Source organism: Halococcus salifodinae DSM 8989 (assembly GCF_000336935.1).
GTDB lineage: Archaea > Halobacteriota > Halobacteria > Halobacteriales > Halococcaceae > Halococcus > Halococcus salifodinae.
In genome coordinates this window covers 51,184-77,199 of record NZ_AOME01000074.1, presented here as the reverse complement: position 1 = coordinate 77,199, position 26,016 = coordinate 51,184, and the positions used below count along the sequence as shown (strand labels likewise).

26 protein-coding genes are annotated in these 26,016 nt (G+C 66.0%); 12 read left to right on the top strand and 14 right to left on the bottom strand.

Translation table 11 applies throughout. The annotated features are described in order from the left end of the window. Positions 1 to 216 precede the first annotated feature (216 nt). Complete coding sequence (locus C450_RS15110; RefSeq protein WP_005044863.1) at positions 217 to 1,257, bottom strand: NAD(P)-dependent alcohol dehydrogenase; 1,041 nt, start codon at positions 1,255 to 1,257, stop codon at positions 217 to 219. 157 nt (positions 1,258 to 1,414) lie between these two features. On the opposite strand from C450_RS15110, the gene C450_RS15105 reads away from it, so the two are divergent. Further along, entirely contained in the window at positions 1,415 to 2,467 is a 1,053-nt protein-coding gene (locus C450_RS15105) for an amidohydrolase family protein (RefSeq protein ID WP_005044861.1), read from the top strand. After that, positions 2,467 to 3,216: an iron-sulfur cluster assembly protein gene (locus tag C450_RS15100; protein ID WP_005044859.1), complete on the top strand. Its 750-nt coding sequence runs from the start codon at positions 2,467 to 2,469 to the stop codon at positions 3,214 to 3,216. Before C450_RS15105 ends, C450_RS15100 begins: the two co-directional genes overlap by 1 nt. A gap of 38 nt (positions 3,217 to 3,254) precedes the next feature. Here the strand turns inward: C450_RS15100 and C450_RS22470 are convergent, their stop codons facing one another. Beyond that, positions 3,255 to 3,422 (bottom strand): hypothetical protein, encoded by a 168-nt coding sequence (locus C450_RS22470; RefSeq protein ID WP_005044858.1) that lies wholly within the window; start codon positions 3,420 to 3,422, stop codon positions 3,255 to 3,257. 179 nt (positions 3,423 to 3,601) lie between these two features. Here C450_RS22470 and C450_RS15095 point away from each other — a divergent pair, with 179 nt between their 5' ends. From C450_RS15095 to C450_RS15080, 4 genes are all read left to right on the top strand, one after another. Then, a complete protein-coding gene (locus C450_RS15095; protein ID WP_005044855.1) occupies positions 3,602 to 5,002 on the top strand; it encodes a cryptochrome/photolyase family protein in 1,401 nt (466 codons plus the stop codon). 416 nt (positions 5,003 to 5,418) lie between these two features. After that, a complete protein-coding gene (gene sod / locus C450_RS15090; RefSeq protein ID WP_005044853.1) occupies positions 5,419 to 6,030 on the top strand; it encodes a superoxide dismutase in 612 nt (203 codons plus the stop codon). Positions 6,031 to 6,171: 141 nt separating this feature from the next. Next, positions 6,172 to 6,438: a DUF5827 family protein gene (locus C450_RS15085; protein ID WP_005044851.1), complete on the top strand. Its 267-nt coding sequence runs from the start codon at positions 6,172 to 6,174 to the stop codon at positions 6,436 to 6,438. A 62-nt stretch (positions 6,439 to 6,500) separates the two neighbouring features. Next, entirely contained in the window at positions 6,501 to 7,094 is a 594-nt protein-coding gene (locus tag C450_RS15080; protein ID WP_005044850.1) for a J domain-containing protein, read from the top strand. Positions 7,095 to 7,165: 71 nt separating this feature from the next. Here C450_RS15080 and C450_RS15075 read toward each other — a convergent pair whose 3' ends face one another. Continuing rightward, a complete protein-coding gene (locus C450_RS15075) occupies positions 7,166 to 7,873 on the bottom strand; it encodes a hypothetical protein (protein ID WP_005044848.1) in 708 nt (235 codons plus the stop codon). A 106-nt stretch (positions 7,874 to 7,979) separates the two neighbouring features. On the opposite strand from C450_RS15075, the gene C450_RS15070 reads away from it, so the two are divergent. Then, positions 7,980 to 8,669: a metallophosphoesterase gene (locus C450_RS15070; protein WP_005044846.1), complete on the top strand. Its 690-nt coding sequence runs from the start codon at positions 7,980 to 7,982 to the stop codon at positions 8,667 to 8,669. Here C450_RS15070 and C450_RS15065 read toward each other — a convergent pair. Beyond that, entirely contained in the window at positions 8,661 to 9,962 is a 1,302-nt protein-coding gene (locus C450_RS15065) for an NAD(P)/FAD-dependent oxidoreductase (protein ID WP_005044843.1), read from the bottom strand. The two genes, C450_RS15070 and C450_RS15065, sit on opposite strands and share 9 nt — an antisense overlap. 416 nt (positions 9,963 to 10,378) lie before the next feature. Between C450_RS15065 and C450_RS15060 the strand changes: the two genes are divergently transcribed. Continuing rightward, positions 10,379 to 11,581, top strand: a complete 1,203-nt coding sequence (locus C450_RS15060) for a threonine synthase (RefSeq protein WP_005044841.1) — start codon at positions 10,379 to 10,381, stop codon at positions 11,579 to 11,581. A gap of 471 nt (positions 11,582 to 12,052) precedes the next feature. Continuing rightward, a complete protein-coding gene (locus C450_RS15055) occupies positions 12,053 to 12,751 on the top strand; it encodes a LysE family translocator (RefSeq protein WP_049910283.1) in 699 nt (232 codons plus the stop codon). Positions 12,752 to 12,772: 21 nt separating this feature from the next. Here C450_RS15055 and C450_RS15050 read toward each other — a convergent pair whose 3' ends face one another. Continuing rightward, positions 12,773 to 13,459, bottom strand: a complete 687-nt coding sequence (locus C450_RS15050) for an HD domain-containing protein (RefSeq protein ID WP_049910299.1) — start codon at positions 13,457 to 13,459, stop codon at positions 12,773 to 12,775. A gap of 183 nt (positions 13,460 to 13,642) precedes the next feature. Here C450_RS15050 and C450_RS15045 point away from each other — a divergent pair, with 183 nt between their 5' ends. Then, positions 13,643 to 14,404 carry a GNAT family N-acetyltransferase gene (locus C450_RS15045; protein ID WP_049910297.1) on the top strand — a complete coding sequence of 254 codons (762 nt, stop codon included), beginning with the start codon at positions 13,643 to 13,645 and terminating at the stop codon, positions 14,402 to 14,404. Between the two features lie 101 nt (positions 14,405 to 14,505). Here the strand turns inward: C450_RS15045 and C450_RS15040 are convergent, their stop codons facing one another. Then, positions 14,506 to 15,030 (bottom strand): SRPBCC family protein, encoded by a 525-nt coding sequence (locus C450_RS15040; RefSeq protein ID WP_049910294.1) that lies wholly within the window; start codon positions 15,028 to 15,030, stop codon positions 14,506 to 14,508. Between the two features lie 136 nt (positions 15,031 to 15,166). Between C450_RS15040 and C450_RS15035 the strand changes: the two genes are divergently transcribed. Further along, positions 15,167 to 16,645, top strand: a complete 1,479-nt coding sequence (locus C450_RS15035) for a NosD domain-containing protein (RefSeq protein ID WP_005044829.1) — start codon at positions 15,167 to 15,169, stop codon at positions 16,643 to 16,645. Positions 16,646 to 16,752: 107 nt separating this feature from the next. After that, complete coding sequence (gene coaBC / locus C450_RS15030) at positions 16,753 to 17,910, top strand: bifunctional phosphopantothenoylcysteine decarboxylase/phosphopantothenate--cysteine ligase CoaBC (protein WP_005044826.1); 1,158 nt, start codon at positions 16,753 to 16,755, stop codon at positions 17,908 to 17,910. A gap of 28 nt (positions 17,911 to 17,938) precedes the next feature. On the opposite strand, the gene C450_RS15025 is transcribed toward coaBC, so the two are convergent. The 8 genes from C450_RS15025 to mbhE all read right to left on the bottom strand — a co-directional run bounded on the left by C450_RS15025 (position 17,939) and on the right by mbhE (position 25,842). Continuing rightward, entirely contained in the window at positions 17,939 to 19,729 is a 1,791-nt protein-coding gene (locus tag C450_RS15025) for a flippase activity-associated protein Agl23 (RefSeq protein WP_005044823.1), read from the bottom strand. Positions 19,730 to 19,815: 86 nt separating this feature from the next. Next, a complete protein-coding gene (gene mnhG, locus C450_RS15020) occupies positions 19,816 to 20,163 on the bottom strand; it encodes a monovalent cation/H(+) antiporter subunit G (RefSeq protein ID WP_005044820.1) in 348 nt (115 codons plus the stop codon). Beyond that, the gene (locus tag C450_RS15015; protein ID WP_394324913.1) at positions 20,160 to 20,450 is read right to left on the bottom strand and encodes a monovalent cation/H+ antiporter complex subunit F; all 291 of its coding nucleotides are present in this window, start codon (positions 20,448 to 20,450) and stop codon (positions 20,160 to 20,162) included. The genes mnhG and C450_RS15015 overlap by 4 nt, the downstream gene beginning before the upstream one ends. Next, entirely contained in the window at positions 20,440 to 20,997 is a 558-nt protein-coding gene (locus C450_RS15010) for a Na+/H+ antiporter subunit E (RefSeq protein ID WP_005044816.1), read from the bottom strand. The genes C450_RS15015 and C450_RS15010 overlap by 11 nt, the downstream gene beginning before the upstream one ends. Further along, positions 20,994 to 22,580, bottom strand: coding sequence for a Na+/H+ antiporter subunit D (locus C450_RS15005; RefSeq protein WP_005044815.1), 1,587 nt, complete (start codon positions 22,578 to 22,580; stop codon positions 20,994 to 20,996). Before C450_RS15005 ends, C450_RS15010 begins: the two co-directional genes overlap by 4 nt. Further along, on the bottom strand, positions 22,581 to 22,934 hold the full coding sequence (locus C450_RS15000; protein WP_005044813.1) for a sodium:proton antiporter: 354 nt from the start codon (positions 22,932 to 22,934) through the stop codon (positions 22,581 to 22,583). Beyond that, complete coding sequence (locus C450_RS14995) at positions 22,931 to 23,410, bottom strand: MnhB domain-containing protein (RefSeq protein WP_005044811.1); 480 nt, start codon at positions 23,408 to 23,410, stop codon at positions 22,931 to 22,933. The genes C450_RS15000 and C450_RS14995 overlap by 4 nt, the downstream gene beginning before the upstream one ends. Beyond that, on the bottom strand, positions 23,407 to 25,842 hold the full coding sequence (gene mbhE / locus C450_RS14990; protein WP_049910288.1) for a hydrogen gas-evolving membrane-bound hydrogenase subunit E: 2,436 nt from the start codon (positions 25,840 to 25,842) through the stop codon (positions 23,407 to 23,409). Before mbhE ends, C450_RS14995 begins: the two co-directional genes overlap by 4 nt. Between the last annotated feature and the right edge of the window lie 174 nt (positions 25,843 to 26,016).

The window sequence follows — 26,016 nt, the reverse complement described above, 5'->3', positions numbered from 1 at the left end:
ATGTCGTCAGATTCCGACGGAATCTGACTGCTTGCAGGAAATCACCGATTTCCTGCAATGACGAAAGACGCGAAGCGTCTTTCGGACCACGAGGCAGGGCTCGGGAGAGCTCTGCTCTTCCGGTGGACATGAAAAGGGCGAGGAGCCGCCGTCAGGCGTCCGGCCGAGCACAGCGAGGCCGGATGCGCGGGCTTGCCCGCGCAGTTCCGAGGGCTTTCAGGGCGTGATAACGGCCCGCCCCTCGATCTCGCCGTGCTCGAGCTTCGCGGCGACGTCGTTGATCTCATCGAGCCCGTACCGCGAGGTCCGGAGATCGACGTCGCCGCGTTCGACCAGCGCAACGAGCTCCTGGAGTTCGGTGTACTGGCCGACGAGCGTGCCGCGATAGCTGAATTCGCCGTTGACGAGCGCCTGGGCGGGTTCATGGACGTGGCCGCCGTAGCCGACGACGTGGTGGTCGCCACCGGCGGCGACGACATCGGGCGCGAGCGCGGTGGTCGCGTCGCTGCCGACGAAGTCGAGCACTTGCTGCGCGCCGACGTCGTCGGTGATCGATTCGATCTCGCCCGCAACGTCCGTCGAGTCGGGGTTCACGGTGTGATGGGCCCCGAGGTCGGTCGCCAGATCGAGCGCGCTGTCTTTGAGATCGACCGCGGTGATGGTAGTGGCGCTCATCGCGTCGAGACACTGGAGCCCGATGTGGCCGAGCCCCCCGATGCCGACGACGACCGCGTGATCGCCCGGGTTCAGTTCACGGGCGGCCTTTTTCACCGCGTGGTAGGCCGTGATACCCGCGTCGGCGTGGGGCGCGATGTCGGTCGTATCGACGCCATCGGGCAGCGGGATGACGGCGCGTTCGTTGGTGAGGAGGGATTCGGCGAACCCACCGTCGGTCGAGAGCCCTGGAAAGGCGACGTTCTCGCAGTACATGTCCTCGCCGAGTCGGCACGGACGGCAGGTCCCGCAGGTCATCACCGGATGACAGATCACCTGGTCGCCCTCCGCGACGACCGAGACGCCGTCGCCGACCGCGACTACTGTGCCGGCGTTCTCGTGGCCGAGCGTCATCGGGAGGTCCTGGGGCATGTACTGCTCCCACATCCCCTCGATGACGTGGTTGTCCGTCTGGCACCAGCCCGCGCCTTCGATGTCGACGACCACGTGATCGGCCTGGTTCACCTGTGGTGCGTCGACGTCGTCGATCGAGAGTGCGTCGTCCATCTCGTCGGTGTACTCGTGGAGTCTGGCTGCCTTCATGGTAGCACACACCAGTACTCCAGTCGTCGGCAAAAGTGTTCGTGACCGCTGTCTGTGACGTCAGCCGGCCACGCAGTCCGTCCGAACGGAGTTGCGGCCAATTATGCCGAAAAATTGGCAAAGATATATTGTTTCGTGTGACCACTCATCATGCGTCATGTACCGGCACGACGGAGAGGACGTGTTCGTTATCGATTCGCACATCCATCACTGGGATGCAAGCGAGGAGAACATCATCCACGAAGGCGGCGAACAGTTCATTCAGTGTTTCTACGACTACCACTCGGCGTTCACGCCGGAGGAGCGCCTCTGGGACATGGACGAGTACCGCAAGTACAGCGCCGATCGGATGATCGAGGACCTCTTTCGGGACGGCCACGCGGACATGGGCATCTTCCAGCCGACCTACCTCAGCGAGTTCTACGAGGACGGGTTCAACACCATCGAGGACAACGCCCACCTCACGGAGGAGTACCCCGAACGGTTCGTGCTCAACGGACGGTTCGACCCGCGCGAGGGCGAGGCAGGGCTCGAAGAACTCGAACGCCAGAAGGACGAACACGACATCCAAGGCGTGAAACTCTACACCGCCGAGTGGAAGGACGGCTCGAAGGGCTGGCGGCTCGATTCCGAGGAATCGTTCGAGTACCTCGAAAAGTGCGCCGAGTTGGGAATCACGAACATCCACGCACACAAGGGACCGACGATTCGGCCGCTGAATCGTGACGCCTTCGACGTGGCCGACGTGGACGACGCCGCGACGTCGTTCCCGGAACTCAACTTCATCGTCGAGCACGTCGGCTTCCCCCGGTTCGACGACTTCGCCCACATCGGGGCCCAGGAGACCAACGTCTATGGCGGGCTGGCGGTCGTCGCGCCGATGGCGCACGCACGCCCGCGGAAGTTCGGCGAGATCATGGGCGAACTCCTCTTTTGGGTCGGCGAGGACAACCTCCTCTTCGGGAGCGACTACGCGCTCTGGGAACCCGAGTGGGTCGTCGAGGCGGTGATGGAGGCCGAACTCACCCAGGACCAGCGCGACGAGTTCGGCGTCGAACTCACTCACGACGTGAAAAAGAAGATCATCGGCGAGAACGCCGCCGAACTCTACGATATCGATATCGAGGAGCGGAAGGCGAAACTCCGCGACGACGAACTCAGCGACGAGTTCGACATGGCCGACCAGTACGGGGAGGCCGCCGCGGACTGATGGCGACGAGCGCCCGCCCGACCCGCGCGACCGTGACCGAGCGCCTCGATCGGGTTGACGATCCCGAACTCGATGAGTCGATCGTCGAACTCGACTACATCCACGACCTCGCCATCGACGAATCGTCCGTGACTGTGGAACTCGTGCTCCCGACGGCATGGTGTTCACCCGCGTTCGCGTGGATGATGGCGACCGGCGCGCGCGACGAGATCGAGGACCTGTCGGGAGTCGAGGAGTGTACGGTTCGTCTCGAAGACCACATGCACGAAGACGAGATCAATCGTGGCGTGAACGAGGGGCTGGCCTTCGAGGACGCCTTCCCCGACGCCGAGGACGGCATCGCGGACGTGCGGCGAACGCTCGACGAGAAGGCACGGATGGGGCGGCAGTACCGCGCAGTCGAGGCGCTGACCGACGCCGGTATCGACCCCGAGCAGGTCGTCGAACTCCGGCGCGCGGACGTTTCGCTCGACGACGAGCAGGCACTCGTCTCGCTCGCCGACGGCGGTCTCGTCGTTCCCGTGCCGGCCGAGCCGATGGCCGAGTACCTCCGGAAAGCCACCGCTGTGGGTCTGGTGACCGATTCGACCGATCGGCTGTTTGCGACGCCCGACGGCGAGACGATTCCGACCGCGGAGTTCGAACCCGTCCAGCGCCGCGCGCGGCTAGCAAAGACGAACGCGACCGGACAGGGAAGCGTCTGTTCGGCACTCAACGAAGCGCGCAACGGTGTCCAAGGGGCGGACTGAGCCGACCGCATCTCAGCGAGTCGCTTTCCGGCCGCTGTTCAGTCCGATCTTGCGAGGCCGTACCGGCCTTCGTCGGTCCACTCAGCTTTCTCCCACCCGCAGTGCGGACACGAGTCCTTGCGCCAGTCGAACTCCTCACTGCAGCGTTGGCAGAGCACCATCCGTGGTGGACTGTCCTCGGCGAGCTGTCGTTCGTCCTCCGACATATCCACGAAACACGTCTCGGAACGGCAAAACCGTTCGGGGGCTGTGCGGCCCGCGCTGCCGTGAACGCTGCGGGCCCGTTGGGGCCCCGCTGATTCCGGACACCGTCGTTCCCCCCACGATCACACATCCGGCGCACCGCTACCCGGTGGTTTAGGGAGCACCCGTTCCTGTCCCGAGTATGCGACTTCACTGGCACCGGCGCGACCTCCGCGCGGCGGACAACCGTGCGCTCGCCGCGGCCGCCGACGATGGTCCCGTTCTCCCGGTGTTCGTCTTCGACCCCAGCGTACTGGAGCACGCCGCCCCACCACGGATGGCGTTTCTGCGCGACGCGCTCGCCTGGCTCCGTGAGTGGTATCGCGAGCGCGACAGCGATCTCGTGATTGCCCGCGGCGACCCCGCCGAGGAACTCCCGAACCTCGCCGAGGAACACGGGGCCAACGGGGTGGTCTGGAACCACGATTACACGGGCCTCGCCCAGGAACGCGACGGGGCGGTCCGTGCGGCGCTTGACGAGGCGGGCGTCGAGCACGAGACGTTCCACGACGCGGTGCATCACGAGCCAGGCACCATCACCACGAACGACGGCGATCCTTACGCGGTGTTCTCCTACTTCGGCGATAAGTGGCTCGACCGCGAGAAAGACGATCCCGTCCCGGCTCCCGACGCCGACGCGCTCGCCGACGTGGTCGGCGACGAACTCCCCAAACTCGACGACTTGGGGTTCGAGGAACCCGACGCGAACCTTCCCTCGGCGGGCACTGGAGCGGCCCGTGAGCGCCTCGATAGGTTCTGTGAATCGCCGATCTTCGAGTACGACGAGGAGCGCGAGTACCCCGCACGCTCGGGCACATCGCGGCTCTCACAGGATCTCAAGTACGGCACCATCGGGATTCGAGAGGTCGTAGAACGCACCGCAGAAGCGCTGGACGAAGCCGAGAGCGAGGCCGAGCACGAGGCGGTCGAGACCTACCGGGAGGAGCTCGCGTGGCGGGAGTTCTACACCCAAGTCACCTACTACAACCCGAACGTCGTCTCACAGAACTACAAGGATTTCACGAACGAGATCGAGTGGCGCGAGGACAACGAGGATCTCGCGGCGTGGAAGGCGGGCGAGACGGGCTACCCCATCGTCGACGCCGGGATGCGCCAGCTCCGCGCGGAGGCGTACATGCACAACCGCGTCCGGATGATCGTCGCCTCCTTCCTCACGAAAGACCTCCGGCTCGACTGGCGTGCGGGCTACGACCACTTCCGGGAGCGACTCGTCGACCACGACACCGCGAACGACAACGGGGGCTGGCAGTGGGCCGCCTCCACCGGAACGGACGCCCAGCCGTACTTTCGCGTGTTCAATCCGATGACCCAGGGCGAGCGCTACGACCCCGACGCCGAGTACATCACGACGCATGTTCCCGAACTCGACGGCGTCGACCCAGAGGCCATCCACTCGTGGCATGAACTCGACGACGAGGAACGTGAGGATCTCGCGCCCGAGTACCCCGCACCGATCTGCGATCACGGCGAGCGCCGCGAGGAGGCCATCGCGATGTTCGAGCGGGCGCGCGGCGACGACTGACCGACGGAAAGCGAACGGGACCGTCGGAAATCAGTAGCGGATGACGCCGGAACAAGGTAGTTTTGTTGACGAGTAGACCCACCACCACGAGTTCCGACTCGAATGAGAACCGCACCGCGACCGCCACACACCTCCCCAACCGATTCCTCCGCTCCGTTCGCTTCGCTCACTCCGCTCCGTCATCCACCGTCAGAGCTTCGCTTTGCCGAGCCTGCACTCGCTTCGTTCACGGGTCGTGCTCGGCTCGCGCCGCCCACCGCTCGCGCAGACCTCGCGCGAGTCGCGCGCCTGCGGCGCACTCCCGCGCGCCACCGCCGTTGTCTGTTTCGACTGGCGGACAATCATGTGGGGTGGTACCACCCGTTCCTCAACCTTTAACAGCTATCGCGGCGATGTACCGAATGGAGGATTTGATCATGTCCGAACACTCGAACGCGGAGCTTCCACCGCTTCCGTACGACTACGACGCTCTCGAGCCGCACATCTCCGAGCAGGTACTGACGTGGCATCACGACACCCACCATCAGGGCTACGTCAACGGGCTCAACAGCGCCGAGGAGACGCTCGCCGAGAACCGTGAGTCGGGCGATTTCTCCTCGTCCGGTGGTGCACTTGGCAACGTGACTCACAACGGCTGTGGGCACTACCTCCACACCATGTTCTGGGAGAACATGAGCCCCAACGGCGGCGGCGAACCCTCGGGAGAGCTCGCCGACCGCATCGAGGAGGACTTCGGCTCCTACGAGGGCTGGAAGGGCGAGTTCGAGGCCGCCGCGTCGGCCGCCTCGGGCTGGGCGCTGCTCGTCTACGATCCGGTTGCCAACCAGCTGCGGAACGTAGCGGTCGACAACCACGACGAGGGCGCGCTCTGGGGAGCCCATCCCGTGCTCGCGCTCGACGTCTGGGAGCACTCGTACTACTACGACTACGGTCCCGACCGTGGCAGCTTCGTCGACGCCTTCTTCGAGGTCGTCGACTGGGACGCCGCCGCGGACAACTTCGCAAAGACCACGTCGAACCACGAGTAGTTCCCGAACTCACGATTTTTGTGCGCTCAACCGCCCAGCCACAGCTCCGGACACGAGGCCGAACCGACCGTCCAGCCATCAGCACCGTTCCGAGCACGACCACACCGCCGAGGATTTAGGCCAGTTCGGCGTAGCGACCGTATGCCCCGACCGAAGTCGTCGTTCGATCGCGTGCGCCCCTTCGAGTTCCGCGCCCCCGACGAAGTGCTCGATTCCGAGACGATGTACACCGTCTACGAGATCGCACGCCTCCTGCAGGGGCTCGATCCCGACGCCGAACTCGATGTCGAGACCGAGGACGTGCTGCTCGACTGGGCGATCCCGTGGATGGTCACGAACGCCGACGCGCTCTGTTTCGCCGAGCCCGCGAGCGGCGACGAACCGGGTCACTACGGGCTGAGCGCATAGATCATACGATTTCGTCCCACGCCGTCGAGTCGCTTATTAGTTGGCGACGCCTACCGCGGCACGTGTTCGAAGAGGTGACCGCCCCGCTGTCCGAGTGGCTGGTTCTCGGCGGTGCCCTCGCGCTCGCCTCCCTCGTGGTCGTCGCAAGCGTGTTCGTCGTCGGTGCGCGACTGTTCCCGACCACAGTACAGAGTTCGACGCGGCTCACCGGGGAGAGGAAGCGCCGGCGCGAGATTCGCGAGTACCTCCGATCGATCGACGAACCGTTTGCCGAGGAGCATCCGGTCTGTGGCCAGTCGGTCGCGTTCTACCTCCCGAAACGTGACGTCGCGATCACGTTCGACGCACGGGCGTACTACCGGATCCAGCGCGCGGCGACGGACGCCGTTCTCGTCGAGCACGAACTCCCCGGTGTTCATCTCGGCTCGCGACTGCCGTTCGACACCCCCGATCTCGCACTCGACGAGGGAACCGGAGTCGACCCTGCGAGCGCCGCCTTCGGGGTACTCGGCCTCCCGGCAGGCGCGAGCGTCGCGGAGGTCAAGACGGCCTACCGCGAGAAAGTGAAGCAGGTCCATCCGGATCACGGCGGCGATCACGAGGAGTTCCGTCGGGTGCGCGAGGCGTACACGACTGCGAAAGAACACGCCGGGTAGTCACGTCAACCCGATCGAGAGCACCGCCTCCGACTCGACAGATGTCGCTATCGGGCGAACCACACCCCGGATCAGGCTTTCGTCAACGCCAGCCGGTAGTAACCGGCGTCGCTTCTGCACTCGACTACTGCCCAGCCAGTACCGACGGCCGCCTCACGGACCCGATCGGGACTGAACAGGCGGAAGTGCAGTGTTTCGCCGACGTCACCGTCGTACTCGAAGTGCAGCACCCGGTGGGCCAACCCCGGTGTCGGGTCGGCGCGGTAGCCGATCAGGTCCTCGCTCTCGTGGCTCGGATCGTACCCATCGAGCACCGCGCTCGCGTCCGGCGTCGTCACGAACGCGAGGTTACCGAGAAACCGTCTCAATCCCTGCATCGATCCCGCGAGCCCCATCTGGGTCCCGATGGCGAGCGCCGACTGAAATCGGTCGCGTTCGAACGACTCGCGGAGGGTGAACATGTCCCCGACACGGGCGTCCCGAACGCCGCGATCGCGCATCGTCTCGACGAGAGACGCCGATGGTTCGATGGCAACTGTCTCGAAGTGCTCCTGGAAGTAGAGCGTATCACGACCCGCACCCGCGCCCATATCGAGCAACGGACCGTCGAGCCAGGACGTGAGCCACGCCCCACTCTCGCTTTCGGGTTCGAACGCGCCGAAATAGAACTCCTCGATCGGATGCTCGCGAGTTTCCGCTCCGTCGCGGTCGACGAGTGCTTCGTCCTGTTCGCCGCGGTGGTAGTCGCGGATGGCGCGACCGAACGGGTCGTGTTCCATCACAGTACGAGACACACCCACAATTATAATAAAAACACAATGAAGGCTGGTGACGAGTCGCGTCCGTTCGGTGCGGCTATCCGTCTCGCGTCCCCAGACGACAGCGATGGAGGCAGCGTTCGCCGACCGGGCGATCTATCTCCCCGAGAGCGATACGCTCGTGCTCGCGGATCTCCACCTTGGGCGCGGGGCGAGCGCGGACATCGAGCTGCCGCTCTCGGAAGAAGACGTTCCGCCCCGCATCGACGGGCTGTGTGATCGATTTTTGCCCACGACGGTCGTCCTCGCCGGCGACGTGCTCCACGCCTTTTCGCACGTTCCGACCGCGGCGCGCGAGGCGTTTCGGGAGGTCGAAGCCGTCGTCGAGAACGCCGGCGCACGGCTGGTCGTCACTCCAGGCAATCACGATACGATGCTCGATGGGGTGTGGGACGGTCCGACCCCGACCGCGTTCTCGGCGGGAGAGACGACGATCCTTCACGGCCACGAGCCACCCGATCGCGAGGCCGAGCGGTACGTCGTCGGTCACGACCACCCGAAGATCACCATCGAGGGTGACGACTGGCCCTGCTATCTCCTCGGCGAGGGTATCTACCACGGTGCGGACGTGCTCGTGCTCCCGGCGTTCACCCGACTCGCGAGCGGTGTCGCTGTCAACGGCGGTCACGGTCACAAAACGCTCGAACGCTCGCCGCTGGTCACCGACATCGAGCGATTTCGACCGGTGGTTCGTGACGAGGATCGGGACGAGACACTCGAATTTCCGTCGCTTGGCGAGTTTCGAGAGCTACTCTGAGTCGAGCACCGCGCGGGCGGCCGCGCGGCCGCTGTCCATCGCGCCGTGGATCGACGACCACCGGGTGTGATCGCCGGCGAGATAGACAGGGCCGGCTGGAGCGTCGACGGCTGGCGCGTCACGGTAGAAGCCGGGCGGCTGGGCGATCTGGGCGAACGGGATCCGGTCCGTGCGGAGATGGGTGAGGTCGTCGAAGCGTCGCTCGGGGTACCACGCCGCGAGCGTCCGCTTGACCTGTCTGGCGAGTTCATCGTCGCTCTCGTCTGGGTCGCCGAGGAAGGTCGCGCTCAGGAGTTCCCGGCCCTCGGGAGCGTACTCGGGGGCCACCGCCGAGAGCGGCGCGACGTGGTTCGGGCCGTCCTCTTCGGCGTTGAGCAGGAGTTTCCGTCCGGTGTCGAGCGCGTCGTGGGTCGGCAGCGAGAAATACTGAGTCACGCAGCCGCGGGCGTCGGTCGGGATCGACGCGACGCCGGTGAGGTCGCGGGCAGACTGCGGATCGGTGGCGACGACGACCGCGTCGGCCTCGTGGGTCTCGCCACCGGTCTCGACCGTCACTTCGTCGGTCGAGGCGGTCGTCGCGTCGATCGCTCCAGCCCCACTTTCGGGCGTTTCGATCGCCTCGGCGGGTGTGTCGAGCGTGATTTCGGCTCCGGCGTCGCGGGCGGCGTCGGCGAGCTGTGCGGGGATCGCACCCATTCCGTCGGCGGGGATCGCGATCGACCCCTCGGCGAGCATCCGGAAGGTGTAGCCGAACACCGCGGCCGAGGTCGAGAGGTCCCGGTCGAGCGTGATCCCGCCGTAGAAGGGGGCGAAAAAGCGCTCGACGAACGGCTCCGAGAACCCACGATCGGCGAGGAGTGCGCGGATCGATCGGTCGTCGCCGGCGAAGAGGTCGGCCTCGTCCCGGTCAGCGAATTCCTGGCGGAGTGAGAGGATTCGGAGCTTGTCGAAGAGCGTGGGATCGCGGTTGAACAGCGTGTTGGTGAGCGAGCCAGGATCGCGGAGTGGGTCGGCGAGTGTGGTTCGATGGCCCGGTCGCGCAAGCGTCGCGCCGGGTGTGAACTCGTGGAGATCGAGGGAAGCGAGGTCGAGTTCGCGCTTCGCCGCCGGGTAGGCCGTGAACAGCACCTGGAACCCCCGATCGAGCACGAACCCGTCCTCGTGACGGCTCCGAACGCGGCCGCCGACCGAACTCCGGCGCTCGAACACCTGGACGTCGATCCCCGCGCGGGCGAGGTGACGGGCCGCGGTCAGCCCTGCGAGCCCGCCGCCGACGACGATGACCCGAGTCATGGATCGGCTCCGATCGCCGGGGACAAAACGCCTCCCATCGGGCTTGACGGCGTGTCACGAACTGGAGAGGCAACCGTGCGGTTGGCGCACGGCTGCGCCGAGCGGGACGGCAGTACCGTCCCGCTGGCCGTGCGAACGGCGCGAAGCGCCGTGAGCAGACGCCGCTCGTCGGCGCGCAACTCGCGTGCGAGGGATGACTGAACGAGCGGTGTGAACGAAGTGAGCGGAGCGAATGAGGGAGTCGGTCGGGGAGGCGTGTGGCTTGCGGTTTTCACTGGCGTCGGCATCAGTGTGGTCTCGGAAGCCGTATCGAGACTGTCGGTCTCGAAGACGATTTCACTGACAACAGTCCAGAATGGCCTCGGTGATTCTAGTCGGACGGGAACCCATTTGTCGCTCCCGACCCGTCTCGATGTATGGAGACGACCGCGGCGTTCGACGGGCTCGAATGTACCGACTGCGGCGAGCAGTTCGACGCCGAGTCGGTGACTCACGAGTGTCCCGAGTGTGGCGGGATCTGCGATCCGACGTACGACTACGCGGAAATCGATCTCACGCGCGCGGAGCTCGAAGATCGGCCGTTCGACGGCCAGTGGCGCTACGAGGAGCTGCTCCCGATCCCGCGTGCGGCGGCGGTGACGATGGACGAGGGCACCACACCGCTGATCGAGTGTCCTGATCTCGCCGACGAGCTCGGCGTCGGGCGCGTCGTGATCAAGGACGAGGGCCGCAATCCGACGGGCTCGTTCAAGGATCGCGGCCACGCGCTCGCGGTGTCGGCCGCGAGCGAGCACGGCGCGAGCGACATCGTACTCACCTCGGCGGGCAACGCCGGCCAGTCGGCCGCGGCGTACGCCGCCCGCGCGGGGCTCGATTCACACGTGTTCGTCCCCTCGCGGGCGAACTTCGTGAACAAGGCGATGATCAACGTCCACGGTGGCGACATGACCGTGGTCGGGGGTCGGTTCGAGGACGCCGCCGCGGCCTGTGCCGACGCGATGGACGATCGGCCTGAGGGCGAGGAGTGGTACTCCACGAGCTCGTTCACCACGCCGTATCGCCACGAGGGCAAGAAGACGATGTACTACGAGATCACAGAACAGCTCGACAGGGAGGTCCCGGACAGAATCGTCTACCCCACCGGCGGCGGTGTCGGCCTCGTCGGGATGCACAAAGGTGCGAAGGAGTTCCGCGACCTCGGGTTCACTGACGACCTCCCCGCGATGTACGCCGCCCAGTCGAGCGGCTGTGCGCCGATCGTCGACGCGTGGAACGAGGGAGACGACCGACACGAGACGTGGGACACGCCCGATACGATCTGTGGCGGGATCGAGATTCCCGATCCCGGTGCGAGCCCGCTGATCCTCGACGCACTCGACGAGTCGGAGGGCGGTGCGGTCGCGACCCCCGACGAGGACATCCTCGACAGCGCGATCACGGTGGCCCAGCACGAGGGGATCGAGATGGGCGCGACCTGTGCGGCGGCCGCCAGCGGCGCGTGGGACCTCGCCGAACAAGGGGAGTTCGAGAGCGACGACACGGTGGTCCTCATGAACACCGCCACCGGAAACAAAGAAGACGACATTCTCCGGAGTCATCTGATGGGCAAGGGTGTCTAGCGACTTTTTTACTTCGTCGGGTGCGCTTGCTCGTTTCACTCGCTCGCCCACCACTCCTCGCAAAAACCTCGACTAAAAACATCCGCTCACTCGCTTCGCTCGTTCGCGGCGAACCCCGCTCGCTTGGCGGCCCTCGCTACGCTCGCGCCGCCCATCGCTCGCGCGGATATTACGCTTTCCGCGACCGCAACCGCCCCGCACAGCACCGCCGAAGCCCTCACCGCGCGCTCCCTGCGGTCGCTACTCACTCGGCCTACGGCCTCGTTCGCGCGCCTCGCCCTTCATCCACCGAGGACCGTACCGCATCCGCCACCGCGCCGCGGCCGCCACGGCCGCCGCGCTAAGCTGCGTTGACACATATCAACACGATGAACAGACTTATTCGCGCCGGTCGCCGCCTGTGAGACGATGACGATGAAGACAGGTCCGTTCGCTGTGTTTACAACTGACACTGGCCAGCGGAAGTGATCGATGGCCGTTCTGGAAGCCGTGACGACGGTTCTCGCCGGCGCGGTGTTCGGCCTCGCGATCGCCGCGCCGCCGGGCCCGATGAACGCGATCATCGCCGAGGAGAGCGTGCTCCGCGGCTGGACAGCGGGCTTCTGGGCGGGGCTTGGCGCGTTGACTGCGGACGCCTGCTTTTTCGTGCTCGCGGTGGTCGGCGCGGTCGCGGTGGTCGAGCGGTTCCCGATCGTGCGCGGTCTCGCGTTCGCGATCGGTGGTGCGTTGATGCTTTATTTCGCCTACACCGCAGCCCGTGACGCCACCGCTTCGGCCGACGAGGCCACTCCAGAGGACTCGCGAGGGTTCCGGAAGGCGTTCGTGCTCGCGCTCACCAACCCCTACCAGATCGTCTTCTGGCTCACTGTCGGCGTCGGACTGCTCGAACCCGGCCGGATCGACGTGCTCGCGGCGCTGCCCTCCGTCGGCGAGACGCTCTCCGGTGTGCTCGTCGTCTCGACCGGGAGCCCGACGCTGCTCGTCGGCTTCTTTGCGGGAATCGTGGTCTGGATCGTGGGGTTCCCGGCGACGCTGGTCGCGGCCGAACGCCGGGCGACCGGTGTCGGACCGACGATCGCCTACGCGAGCGCGCTCGTGCTCGCGGTCTTCGGGCTGCTCTTCCTCGGCGAGGCGACATCGGTGCTTGGTGGGTCGATCCCGCTCGTCTGAGGCTCGGCTGAGCCGATCGGCTCACTCCTCGGGATCGAGATCCACGCCGGCGATCTCGTCGTCGAGCCACTCGCGCAGCCACTTCACGCGCTTCAGCCGCTGGTGGACGAGGCTCACCGCCCGATCGCTCTCGACGCGCGCAGCCACGTCCTCGCCGCGGTCGGCCACCCGCCCGACCATCTCGGCGGCGTCCATGTGGGTGCGTGACTCGTAGCCCATCCGGAGGACCAACAGCACCGCCCCGTTCGCCCCCACCTTGTCGAGCAGGTCGGCCTCGATGAGACACCGCGTTTCGAGCGAGAGCTCCGCGAGCGGGCCCTGGTAGGAGTGGTCGGCGACCGCCGTACACACCTCCTCGACGAACGATTCGGGGTACTCGCCGTGGGAGTGGAGATACTCGCGGGCGACGCGTGCGCCCGCCTCGGCGTGGTGGTCCTGTTCGGCTTCGAGCTTCGAGACGTCGTGGAAGAGCGCGGCGACCCGGACGACATCGACGTTCGCGCCCTCGGCCTCGGCGATCTTCGTCGCGATCGCGACCACGTTTTTGATGTGGTTGAACCGGTACGCCGCGGAGTGCCACGGATACCACCGCATCCGACCGCCGTCGACCTCGTTGTTGACGCTGGCCGCGAGATAATCGCCGACGAAGGTCTCCATTGCCTCGAACGACGCGGCCGAAACCGGCGATTCCCTCACCTCGACGCCCAACGTGATCCCCTCCAAAACACTCGTACGATGGTCATGTTAGTCCACTAGACGAATGTTCGACTCTTTAGCGTTACGACAACGTGTTCGATGGCACCGAACGGTCCGTCGGTCTGGTCCCGAACGGGTAATCGCCAGAGCTCGATCGGCACCGGGGTTTATGCGTTCGAACGTCGAAATAGTGGTATGAAACTGAGAGAAGCCACCCGCGACGACGGCGAAGCGATCAGACGGATCGCGCGGGACTCGATGGAGGCGTCGTACTCGCTCAGTCCCCGAGCGATCGAGAGTGCGATCACCGAATGGTACGACACGGACGGTATCGCAACCAAGATCGACGAGCCCGACGCGCTGCTTCTCGTCGCCGAGGACGAGGGTGAGATCCGCGGGTTCTCCGAGAGCGATCTCGTGACCGACGGGGGCAACGGCGACCTGCTCTGGCTCCACGTCGATCCGGCCTACCGTGGTGAGGGGATCGGGACCGAACTGTTCGAGGCGACCCGGGAAGCGCTGTTCGACATGGGAGCTTCCCAGCTCCGTGCGAAAGTCATTGAAGACAACGCGGAGGGCAACGACTTCTACGAGGACTTCGATTTCGAGATGGTCGACACCGACGAAGTCGAAATCGACGACGAGACCTACGTCGAGAACATCTACATGAAGGCCGGCACTGCGGCGGCCGATTCCGAACCCGACATCGCCGAGGGACCCGTAACGACCCCCGACGGTCAGGAGATGTACGTCAACGAAGAGGAGGTCGAGCGCGGGTCGAAGGGGCCCTTTTTCACGAGCTACACCCAGCCCGACTTCGGCGAGGAGCACAAGTACGGCTACTTCTGTGCGAACTGTGAGACGCTCGACAACGCGATGGACACGATGGGCCGGGTGAAGTGTAACGACTGCGGCAACCTCCGGAAAGCGACCCGCTGGGACGCCACCTACGGGTAGTTCGCGACGTGGCTCGGCGGTCGAACTGCGAGGAAATCAAAGAAAAAGACGAGACTGGACAGTGGCAACCGTGGTGGTCGAGGTCGACGAAGCGAGCGCAATCAGGTGCTGTCGGGCGTCGTGTGAACCGTCAGATCCACCGGCCGCGATTCGCCCTCGATGTCGGCGACGATCCGTTCGACCACGCGCTCGGCCTCGCGTTCGATGAGCGGTTTCACTTTGTCGACCACCCACGACAGCGAGACGAGCCGTGGGAGATCGAACCCGCTCGGATCGACCGAATCGGCGTCGAACTCGATCCGGAGCCGGACCTCGGAAGCGTGTTCGCGGCCTGTCGGCGAGTCGACGGCCGTGACCGTCCAGCGGCCGCGAGCGTCGATATCCTTCGTGACCTGCCAGTCGATCCGGTTCGGGGGGTCGACCGCGGTGACGCGCGAGCGCGCCGTGTAGGTGAGTTTCCACCACGCGAAGCGGAGATCGTACTCCGTGCCGGGCGAGCCGTCGCCGTGGCTCTCGACACCAGTGAGATACTCGGAGTAGTTCGCGTAGCCCGGGAAATCCAGCAGGAACTCGTAGGTCTCCTCGGGGGGCAAGTAGACCACGGTGCTGACTTCGACGCTCTCCACGGCAACGTCTCGTGTCCGTGGCGTGTAAGCGTTGTCTTCTCGACATAGATCGCCCCGATATCCTTCCGAGCGATGGTTTCGCCCGGTCGATACCGGGAGATACATACGCACCGCTTTTGTACGAATTCGACGACTAATGCGAAGACGTCCCGGTTTCGATAGCAATGGAACGGAGAATTGGCGGACGCTGCTCGTCGGCGTCGTGGTGGTGGCGCTGCTCGCGGGCGCAACCGGGTCGCTGGTGGGCCTCGCCGGCGCACAGAGCGCGGGGAACGCGACTGGGGTCGACTCGTGTCGGACGATCAACGCGTCCGGGACGTACGTGCTGACGGAGAACGTCACGGGCGGTGACGGCAACTGTCTCACGATCACGGCGAGCAACGTGACCCTCGACGGCGCGGGCCACAGCCTCCAGGGGAGTGGGTCGGGCCACGCGATCCACGCCAACGGCTCGTCGCGCGCAGTCGAGAACGTGACCATCAGACGCGTCCAGACGAACAACTGGACGGTCGGCGTGTTCTACCTCGGTGTCGATGGCAGCACGATCCGCGGAACGGTCGTGGACAACAACACCCAGGGAATCACGCTCGCGAACGCGAACGACAACCGGATGGTCGACAACACGGCGTACGGCAACGGACTCGGAATCGCGGTCGGCGGCGAGAGTCAGAACAACACCCTTCGGAACAACGTCGCGGTCGAGAACAAGTGGGGAATCCACTTCGAGCGCGAGAGCGAGAACAACACCGTGACCGACAACACCGCACGGAACAACACGCGGTGGGACTACTACTCGCTCCGGAACGACGGCACGAACACCGTCACCGATCTCCGACTGTCCACTACGACCGTCTCGCTGACCGAGCGCAACGTCGGGCTGCGATCGTCGACATCGCCACCTGAAATCCCGCAGGGAACCCAGAGCCTCGGGACGTTCGTCGAGGTGACAGGCACCGGCGGCGGGGGCTCGGAGCTCTCGATGACGACGAGCTACGAGGGGTCGAACGCCTCGTCGGTCACGGTGTTCCGCCACGACGGCGAGTACTGGACCGAGGTCAACGGGGCCGAAACCGACACCGCAGCGAACACGGCGACCGCCACCAATCTCACGCAGTTCGGGACGTTCGCCCCACTCGCCGACGCTGCCGGCGCGGCCGGCGGATCGGTGAACGTGTCGGCCGACGCGTCTCCCCCTATCCAGCAGACGCTGACGCCGGTCGCGTCGCCACCGACGGTGGCGAACGGCACGGCGACGGCAGCGAACAACACGACCGCGAGCAACGTCACAGCGGCCAACGCGACGGCGGCCAACGCAACGGCAGGGAACGCAACGAACGCCACAACAGGCAACGCAACGACGAACGGCACGATCCCGAGCAACGCCACGGCGAACGCATCGGCGAACGGGACAGGGGCCACGACCACCGACGCGCCGTCAACGATCACGCCCGCGGAGAACGTCTCCGCAAACGGCTCGACGACTGTCGCCCCTGCGACGGGTGAGAGCGAGGCCACGAGCGGGTTCGGGATCGGGATCGTCCAGATCGTCTTCGTGCTCCTCGGGGCCGTCGCGCTCGCCACACTCGGCGTGGTTGCGGTGCGACAGTCACGCTGAGAGGGTCACGCCAGCCAGACCCCGCGGAATCGTGACGGCGTCCACTATTTTTCGACACCGAGTGCTTGACGGCGGATTTAAACCGCGAGACAACCCATGCTCAGAGGATGTTGCGCGGAGTGAACGTCGCGCTCGGGATCACGGGATCGATCGCGGCGGTCAAGACCGTCGAGCTCGCTCACGAACTCCGTCGCCAGGGAGCCGCAGTCCGTGGCGTGATGACCGAGAGTGCCCAGGGGATCGTCCATCCCTGGGCCGTGGAGTTCGCCACCGACCAGCCCGTCGTGACCGAGATCACGGGATCGGTGGAGCACGTCGCGCTCTGCGGCCGCGAGGGCTGGGCCGATGTCCTCTTGCTCGCGCCCGCGACCGCGAACACCGTCGGGAAGATCGCGGCAGCGATCGACGACACGCCCGTCACGACGTGTGCGACGACCGCACTCGGGGCGGACGTCCCGGTGGTCGTCGCACCCGCGATGCACGAGCCGATGTACGACCATCCCGGCGTTCTCGACGCGATCGAGCGGGTCGAGTCGTGGGGCGTCGAATTCGTCTCGCCCCGGATCGAGGAGGGAAAGGCGAAGATCGCGACCGAGGAGGCGATCGTCCTCGGAGCCGCGCGCGCCACCGGCGAGACGCCGCTCGCCGGCCGGCACGTGGTGGTCACGAGTGGGCCCACATCCGAGGCGATCGATCCGGTGCGGGTGTTGACCAACCGCTCGTCGGGGAAGACCGGCCGGGCGGTCGCGCGGGCGTGCTACACTCGCGGTGCGGACGTCACGCTCGTCCACGACGGCGGTGACGTTCCCTACGCGACGGTCAAGCGCGTCGAGAGCGCCGCGGAGATGGTGGCGGCAGTCGAGGAGTCCGTCGCGGGGGCTGACGCGCTCGTTTCGGTGGCGGCGATCGGTGATTACACCGTCGAGGGAAGCGACGAGAAAATTCGATCCGGTCAGGACGGGCTGACGCTCAAACTCGAACCGACCCCGAAACTGATCGACACGGTTCGGGACGCCCACCCCGACCTCCCGATCGTCGGATTCAAAACCGAGACGAGCGGCGACGACGAGGCGATGATCGCTGCCGCACGCGAGATCCAGTCACGTGCGGGGCTCGCGTTCGTCGTCGCCAACGACGCGAGCGTGATGGGCGAGACCGACACCCGCGCGCTCGTGGTCCGCGAGGACGAGACGAGCGAGTACGCTAGCAACAAATCCGGGCTCGGTGCGCGCGTCACCGAAGAACTGGCTGACGAACTCGACTGAAAGCCGCTCCGAGAGGCTAATCACGGAGTTACGCCGTCGAGTTTCGGTCTTCGTCGACGTAGACCGCGACGCTGCTGATGGTACAGCCACTGTCGTAGAGGAATCGATCGACTTCGTGGCGTTCGTACCCTTCGAGGAATCGATCGATGTCGGTGGCGTCGTCGTACTCCTTTTCACAGGACGGCACCCGATCGAACGCGATCACGACCGGGGGTCGGTCGCCGCTCGCCACCGCTCGCTGGACCGCCGCTGCGTCGGCCGTACTGTTCGTTTCCGCGCCGTAAGCTTCGAGATACCACGCGAAGGGCAGGCGCTCGAACCACCCGTTCCCAGCGATCGGCGTGTCGTGGGAGGCGGGGTTCGGCGCGTAGAGTTCGTCGCCGTCGAAGTCGGGATCGTCGCCGTAGTAGAGCACGTCGGTACCGTCGTTTTCCGTAACGGTTTCGCGAATCTCGCCGAGCAGCGGCTTCATCTCGCTCGCGGGCTGGGCGTACTGGACGAGTTCGTTGTCCGGACTCTGTGGTTCGGCGAACGAGGTGTCGTAGGCGGTCACGCCGACCTGACCGACGAGCGCGATCACGACGACCGCTGCGGCGACCGCGGCGAGGGTGTCGCCCTCGTCGACGCTTTCGAGGCCAACGCGGCCGATCAGGGCGAACCCGACCGCCGCCGGGATTGCAAGCGGCACGACGACGTGGATCACCTCCCACGGGAACGGGTTGTCGACGGCGATCGGATAGCCGATCGCGCTGGCGACGCCCCAGTACGCCGCGAACGCCACGACGTCACGGGGCTGCTCGCCGGTGTAGCGATCCACGAGGAATCCCACGACCGCGAGCGCAAGCAGGACCAGCGCACCCGCAAGGAGCACCGACCACAACTGGCCCGCAGTCGAGAGATACGATTCCTGGTTGCCGCTGCCCCACTGGCCGAGAAAGGCGTTCCACGACCCGAGGACCGACTCGCCGACCAGCGCAGGCAGCAGCGTCGGATCGGCGAGCGTCGCGCCGAGCGTCGGGTCCGCGCCGGCCGCCTCGCCACGCGGCGCGTAGAAGAACACGAAGATGGCGAAGAACTCCACGACCGCGAGCGCGAAATGGAGTCCCCAGTACCGGAGCGCGCCCCCGACCTGTCGTGCCCGCCCGACGACCGATCGTCGGAGTCCCCAACTGTCCATCCGGCCGACGAGCACCCGACGATCGAAGAGTAACGCGGTCGCACCGAGCCACGTGACCGGGTAGAGCAGAGCGTTCTCTTTGGTGGTGAACGCGAGCGCGAACGCGGCAGTTCCGAGATAGAGGAACGCCGGCCGGCGGTGGTCGTACGCGCGGACGAAAAACCCGAACGCGACGAGCATGAACCCCGCAAGCAGCAGATCGTTCCGATAGAACCGCGAGTAGTAGAGCAGAATGGGGTTCGCGGCGAGCACGAGGCCCAGCGCGATCGTTTCGCCATTCCGAAGTCGATGGCGAAAGAGTAGCGCCGCAAGCGGGAGCAGACCGCCAACGACGGCGACAACCAACCGCATCGTGAAGTCAGAAGCCCCGAAAATGGAGAACACGTAGCTGTCGACGATCGTCAGAAACGGGCCGTGGACGATCGGGCGATACCAGTAGACGCCCGACTCCATGTAGCGGTACGCCCAGAACGCCACCCGGGCCTCGTCCTGATGGGCGGCCCGCGCGCCGAGCGCGAACAGCCGGACAGCGAGCGCGAGGACGGTGATCGCGGCGACGACCAGTCCCGGACGGGCCGCGACAGTGGCGAGGCGATCGCGGAAACCGACGGCGAGCGTCGATCGGGAGGACTCGGTGGACATGAGTGATTACAGGGAGCGGGGGTCGGGCCGACGGATCGCCGGCCGGTATCCGAACGCGTCACCGCTCTCGCACAATACGGTTGCGATCACTGCTCGCGGTCCGGCGGGTCGTCCGGCCACGACGCGTCGCCGTGAAACGCGACGCCCATGCGTTCTGCGGCCTGGGAGATGACGTGTGCGCCGGTCGGCACAGTAAGGAAGAGGAAGACGATCCCCACCAGCGAGGTCAGTCCGGCACCGCCGACTTCCTGTGGCCCGAAGTAGACCGCCCCCGCCAGAAACAGCGAGGCCGCGCCGAGCGTGGTGGCCTTGCTGGTGGCGTGCATCCGGTTGTAGACGTCGGGAAATCGGAGCAGTCCGATCGTGCCGACGAGCAAGAATCCGCTGCCGATAGCGATGAGTACCGTGACGATGAGTGCGTGGATCGTGTTCATTCGATGATGTCTCCGTCGGTGACGTAGCGGGCGACCGCAACCGTGCTGATGAACCCGATGATGGCGAGCACGAGGCCCACGTCGATGAAGAAGCCACGGCCGGTCTGGAGCGCGAACAGGACCGCGACCGCGACGACGTTGGTCCCGATGGCGTCGAGCCCCACTACCCGATCGGGCGTGGTCGGCCCGCGGATCACCCGGTAGCCCGCCAGCAGGGTGACGCCGCTCGCGATCACGAGCCCGATCGTGATCGCGAGATCGAGGAACACAGGGATATCAGTCGCCACCGAGATCACCCCGTGGAGCGGGCGGCGTGTCGTCGGGACTCGCGTCCTCGTCGAAGATCACGAGCGCGTAATCCTCCCACGTTCGGATCGGGGCGAGGACGCCCTTCCGATTCCGACCAGTGATACCGTGAACGTAGAGTGTGTTGGTTGCGTCGTCGTAATCCATCGTGAGCGTTCCGGGTGTCAGGGTGATCGAATTGGCGATCGTGGTGATCGCGACGTCGGATTCGACTCGGAGGGGGACCGCGACCACGTCGGGCTCGATCGGCATCGACGGCGAGAGCACCCGGTAGACGACGTCGACGTTCGCCACGATCAGCTCTTTCGCGAACACCGCGAGGTAGAGCCCGACGTACGGAACGATCCGGAGCGTCCCCGCGAGCGCGAACTCGGTCGCGTAGAACCGCCGGAAGACGAACGCGATCGGGAGGCCGATGGCGAGCCCGATCAGGAACTCCTCGGCGATCAGCACGGGAGTGAGCTCGATCCCACGGACGAACAGCCAAAGCACCGCGAGCACGACACCGAGTGCCGGCCACCGTCTCATGGCGACACCTCCGGGAGCACGCTATCGACGTACGTGCCTCGATCCACCGCCGCCGACGCGGCGGCGTTGGCCGCACGCAGTACGGGATCGAAGCCGATACCGACGATCACGAGCGCCGCTGCGAGTGCGATCACGACCGCCACGAGAGTCGGCGAGTACGTCGCCGTCCGAACGGCCTCGGACTGGGTGCCCCAGAATCCCTCGTTCCATGCACGAGAGAAGTACGCGACTGTGAGGATCGCGCCACCCAATGCGAGAGCGAGCGCGATCGTCGCTCCCTGCCCACCCACGGCCCCGGCGTCGGCGGCAGTCTGGAAGACGAGCAGTTTGCCGAAAAAGCCCGACAGCGGCGGGATCCCGACCAGTGCGAGCGCGCCGACGAAGAAGCCGATCGAGAGGATCGGTGTGCGGCGCGCGAGTCCACCGAGATACTCGAATCGGACCGAGCCGACGGCCTCTCGTACTGTGCCGCTCGCGAGGAACAGCATCGATTTGGCGAGGCCGTGATTGAGCGCGTAGATCAGCGCCGCCGCGATCCCGAGCTCGCGCACCTCCGGTACTGTCGCGGCGATCGCGAGCGGGAGCACGACGAACCCGATCTGACCGATGCTGGAGTACGCGAGCACGCCGTCCAGGTCCACTCGACTCACTGCCCCCACACCGCCGAGGACGATACTCGCCGCGGCCATCACGAACATGATCGGGCCGAAGAAGGCGAGGAAGGAGTCGCCGCCGAACCCGGGCAGCGAGAGGCCGGCCGGGAGGCTCGCGGCCGCGAAGACGGTGAAGTAGAGCCGGATGATCGCGTAGATGCCGACTTTCTTGGTGACACCAGCGAGCATCGCCGACACCGGAGCGGGCGCGGCGCGGTAGGCAGCGGGTACCCAGAACTGGAAGGGGACGATCCCGGCCTTGAGCGCGAACACCGCGAACAGAATGGCGGCGATCCCCAGGACGGGAACCGGGTCGATGCCGAACTCCGCGGGGTTGGCGAGCCGGCGGGCCATGTCGGCCATGTTGAGCGTGCCGGTCGTCGAGTAGAGCCCGCCGATCGCGAGCAGCATCACCGCGCTTCCGATCAGATTCAGTACGGTGTACTGGAGCGCCGCACGGGTGTGTTCCGGCCCCGAGTAGAAGACGACGAGCACGTAACTCGACAGCAGCATGACCTCGAACCAGACGAACAGGTTGAAAATATCACCTGTGAGGAACGAGCCGGTGACACCGACCACCAGCAGGTGGTACAGCGCGTGATAGGAGAGCTGCTGGCCGTACTCGCTCATGTATCCGGCGGAGAAGACGGCCGCGGCGAGCGAGACGACCGCCGTGAGCCCGAGCATGAACACCGAGAGCGCGTCGGCCACGAGGGTGATGCCGAACGGTGCGCGCCATCCCGAGAGCTGGTAGACGAGGATCGACTGGTCGGCGACGGCCGCGACGAGCAGCGCCACGCTCGCCGCGTAGCCGAGCGCACCTGCGAGGCTCACCGCACGCTGGGCGCGCGAGAACCGACGGAGCAGGAGGGTCAGGACGGCAGTCACGAGCGCGACCAGCAGCGGCGCGATAACGACCTGGGCGGCCATTCAGACCTCGCCTCCCGTCTCGCCGAGCTCGTCGAGGTCGATCGTGCCGTGTTCCTCGTACACCCGGTAGGTGAGCACGAGCGCGAACGCAGTAGTGCCAAAGCCGATGACGATAGCGGTCAGCACGAGTGCCTGCACCAGCGGGTCGGTGACGCTGCCGGGGTTCGCTGGCGGTCCGTGACCGACGATCGGCACGGTACCAGAAAGCCCACCCATCGTGACCAGGTAGACGTTCGCGGATTGGGCGATGATGGTCACGCCCCAGACGACCCTGACGATGTCTCGTCGGAGGACGAGAAAGGTCCCGACCGTGAACAGGAGACCGAGCACGCCCGCGAGCACGAACTGCGTCATTCCGCACCCACCACCGCGAGGATCGTGAGGAGTGCGCCGACGACCACGAGATACACCCCGAGATCGAAGACGAACGCGCTCGCGACCTCCAGCTCCTTGTAGAGCGGAAGATCGTGGAGGAAGACTACGGCCTGGGTGAGGAACGGCTGGCCGAGCGCGATGGCGGCGAGACCGCCCGTAATCGCGAGTCCGAGCCCGGCCGCAAAGGCGAGCCGGTAGTCGGAGACGATCGTGGGTCCAGCGGCGGTCGTGGGTGTGCCACCGCGATCGAGGAGTTCGGTCTCCACGAAGTCCAGCCCGTAGATCACGTACAGCAGCGCGAACGCCGCCGCCGTGAGCACGCCCGCGATGAACCCACCTCCCGGAAGGTTGTGGCCCCGGAACAGGAGCGCGATCGCGGTCAGCAGGATGAGCGGGAACACCACTCTGGTGACGGTCTTGGCGATCACCGTGGTGTCGGCGTCGGGGGCGCTCACGACGACTCCCCCCGGCCGCGCATGGCGATCAGCGTGAGTACCGACAGCGCCGCCATCGCCACGACCGCAATCTCGCCCATCGTGTCGAACGCTCGGAAGTCCACCAGAATGACGTTGACGATGTTCCCGCCGCCGCCGAACTCCGTGATGAGAGGACCGTGTTCTTTCGGCACCGGCGCGCGCTCGATCAAGAACTCCGCGATCACGTCGTTCGGACTCGCGGCGGTCGCCACCAGCACCGTCGTGAACACCGTCGCGCCGACCCCGGTCGCGAGGACGCCGTCACGGATCGCCCGTGACCGGTTCAGGTCGCCGTAGAACGCGGGGAGTTTGTCGAGCACGAGGAGGAAGAGCACCAGCACGAGGGTCTCGACGGCCAGCTGGGTGAGTGCGAGATCGGGTGCGTTCGAGAGCACGTAAAACAGCGCGATCATGAATCCGAGCACCGAGAGCGTGAGCACGCCCGCGACGTGGGAGGGAGCGACGCCGACCGCGGCCGCGCCGATGACCGCCACCGCGAGCACGATCACGACCGGGAGCGCGATGGAGAGCCCAGTAAAGGGGGGCAGCGAGACGCCCGCCGCAAGATAGCCACCGAGCGCGAGCAGGCTGGTCGCGGCGAGCGTCCAGATCGCGTACGTCCGGAAGTAGCCGGTCTGGACTCGCGGGAGCGAAAGCGCGCTCGCGTGTTCGAGACCGTCGACCGCGCCGTCGTAGTACCAGTTCGCCGAGAGCGGGCCGCGACTCAGCCACCGGACGCCATCGCGGATGCGGTCGTAAAACGGCGACGCCGCGATACCGACGGCGATCGTGATCGCGCTCATCACGACTGCGGGTTTGAGTTCGGTCGGGAGGTGGACGCTCATCGTGTGGGCCTCACCGGCGACCGTGCCCTCGAACGCCGACTGGACGATCGTATCGACGGCGAGCTGGGGATCGATCCCGACGACCGCGGCGAGCGCCGCGAGCACGGCCGGCGGCGCGACCAGCAGAGCGGGCGGGGAGTGGACCTCGCCGAGCCCGGCGGGTTTTTCTCCCATGAACAGCCAGAGGAACCGAATGGAGTAGAGGAAGGTGAAGACGCTTCCTACTACTGCGACGATCGGGTACAGCCACATGAGTCCGCCGTCCGTGTGGGCGACCTCGTAGGCCGCCTCGAACAGGAGTTCCTTGGAGTAAAAGCCGTTGAACGGCGGGAGGCCGGCCATTCCGAGCGCCGCGATCGCCGTGATGACGGCGGTGATCGGGAGGTCGTGGCGGAGGCCGCCGAGTTCGTCGATCGCTCTGGTGCCAGCCTCGTGGGCGACGATCCCTGCGACGAGAAAGAGGGTCGCCTTGAACAGCGCGTGATTCAGGATGTGGAATACACCTGTTTCCGCGCCGAGCTGGTTGGCGAAGCCGAAGCCCGCGGTGATGAGTCCGAGGTGGGAGGCCGTCGAGTACGCGAGGAGTTCCTTGATGTCGCTCGCGCCGACGGCGAGCAGCGCCGTGACGGTCATCGTGACGAGACCCAGAGTGCCAAAGAGCAGCATCCACTCCTCGCCGACGAGCAGCGGTCTGACCCGGCCGATGAGGTAGACGCCGGCCTTGACCATCGTGGCGGAGTGGAGGAACGCCGAGACGGGCGTCGGGGCCTCCATCGCGTTCGGGAGCCAGAGGTGGAATGGAACCTGTGCGGATTTGGCGGCCGCGCCGATCGCGATCAGTCCGAGCACGGGCACGAACAGTCCTGTCTCGCGGAGCGCGGCGCGGATCGCATCGGCGTTCGCGATCAGCGAGTCGGGCGTGCCGACGAGGGTGAACGTCGCGTTCGTGAGCGCCTCGCCGGAGACGTAGTTGAGGAGGAGGAAGCCGACGAGCATGAACAGTCCACCCGAGACGGTGATCAGCATCGACTTCCGGGCGGCGTACAGCGAACTCGCGTCATCGCGGTAGTGGCCGATCAGGCCGAACGAGGTGATGCTGGTGAGCTCCCAGAAGACGAACAGCGAGATGAGATCGGACGCGAGCGCGACTCCGAGCATCGAGCCCATGAACGCGAGCAGGGTGGCGTAGTAGCGCGCCTGCCCGGGTTCGTCGTGCATGTAGCTCCCGGAGTAGGTGAAGATCAGCACCCCGATCCCGCTGGCGAGCAGCGCGATCAGCAGCGAGAGCCCGTCGAGATACAGCGTGAGCGAGACGTCGAAGGTGGGTATCCACGGAACTGAAACCGTCCCCTCCGCACCGTACTGACTCGCAACGAGGCCGAACGAGGCGAGCGCGACCGCGGCCGCGACGTACGCGACGCGTTCGCCGAGCACGCGATACAGCGGGAGGACGACCAGCGCGCCGAGAAAGGGCAGTCCGAGTGCGGCGAACAGCACCGCAGCCACCGGCTCGGAGCCAGCTTGGGCGACGCTGCCGATTCCGAGTTGGCCGACCGTCGGGGCCACGGGGAGCGCGGCGAGCGTCGCGAGAGACACACCTCGAATCAGCCAACGGCGAGACTTAATCGTTCTCAAATCCGTCCTCACCGGATCGTTCGTGACATACGCCTCATCGAGATGGATCACTCGGATCGAGCGAGTGTGTCGACGAGCGACGTAGCCCGACAATGATATCTCCAA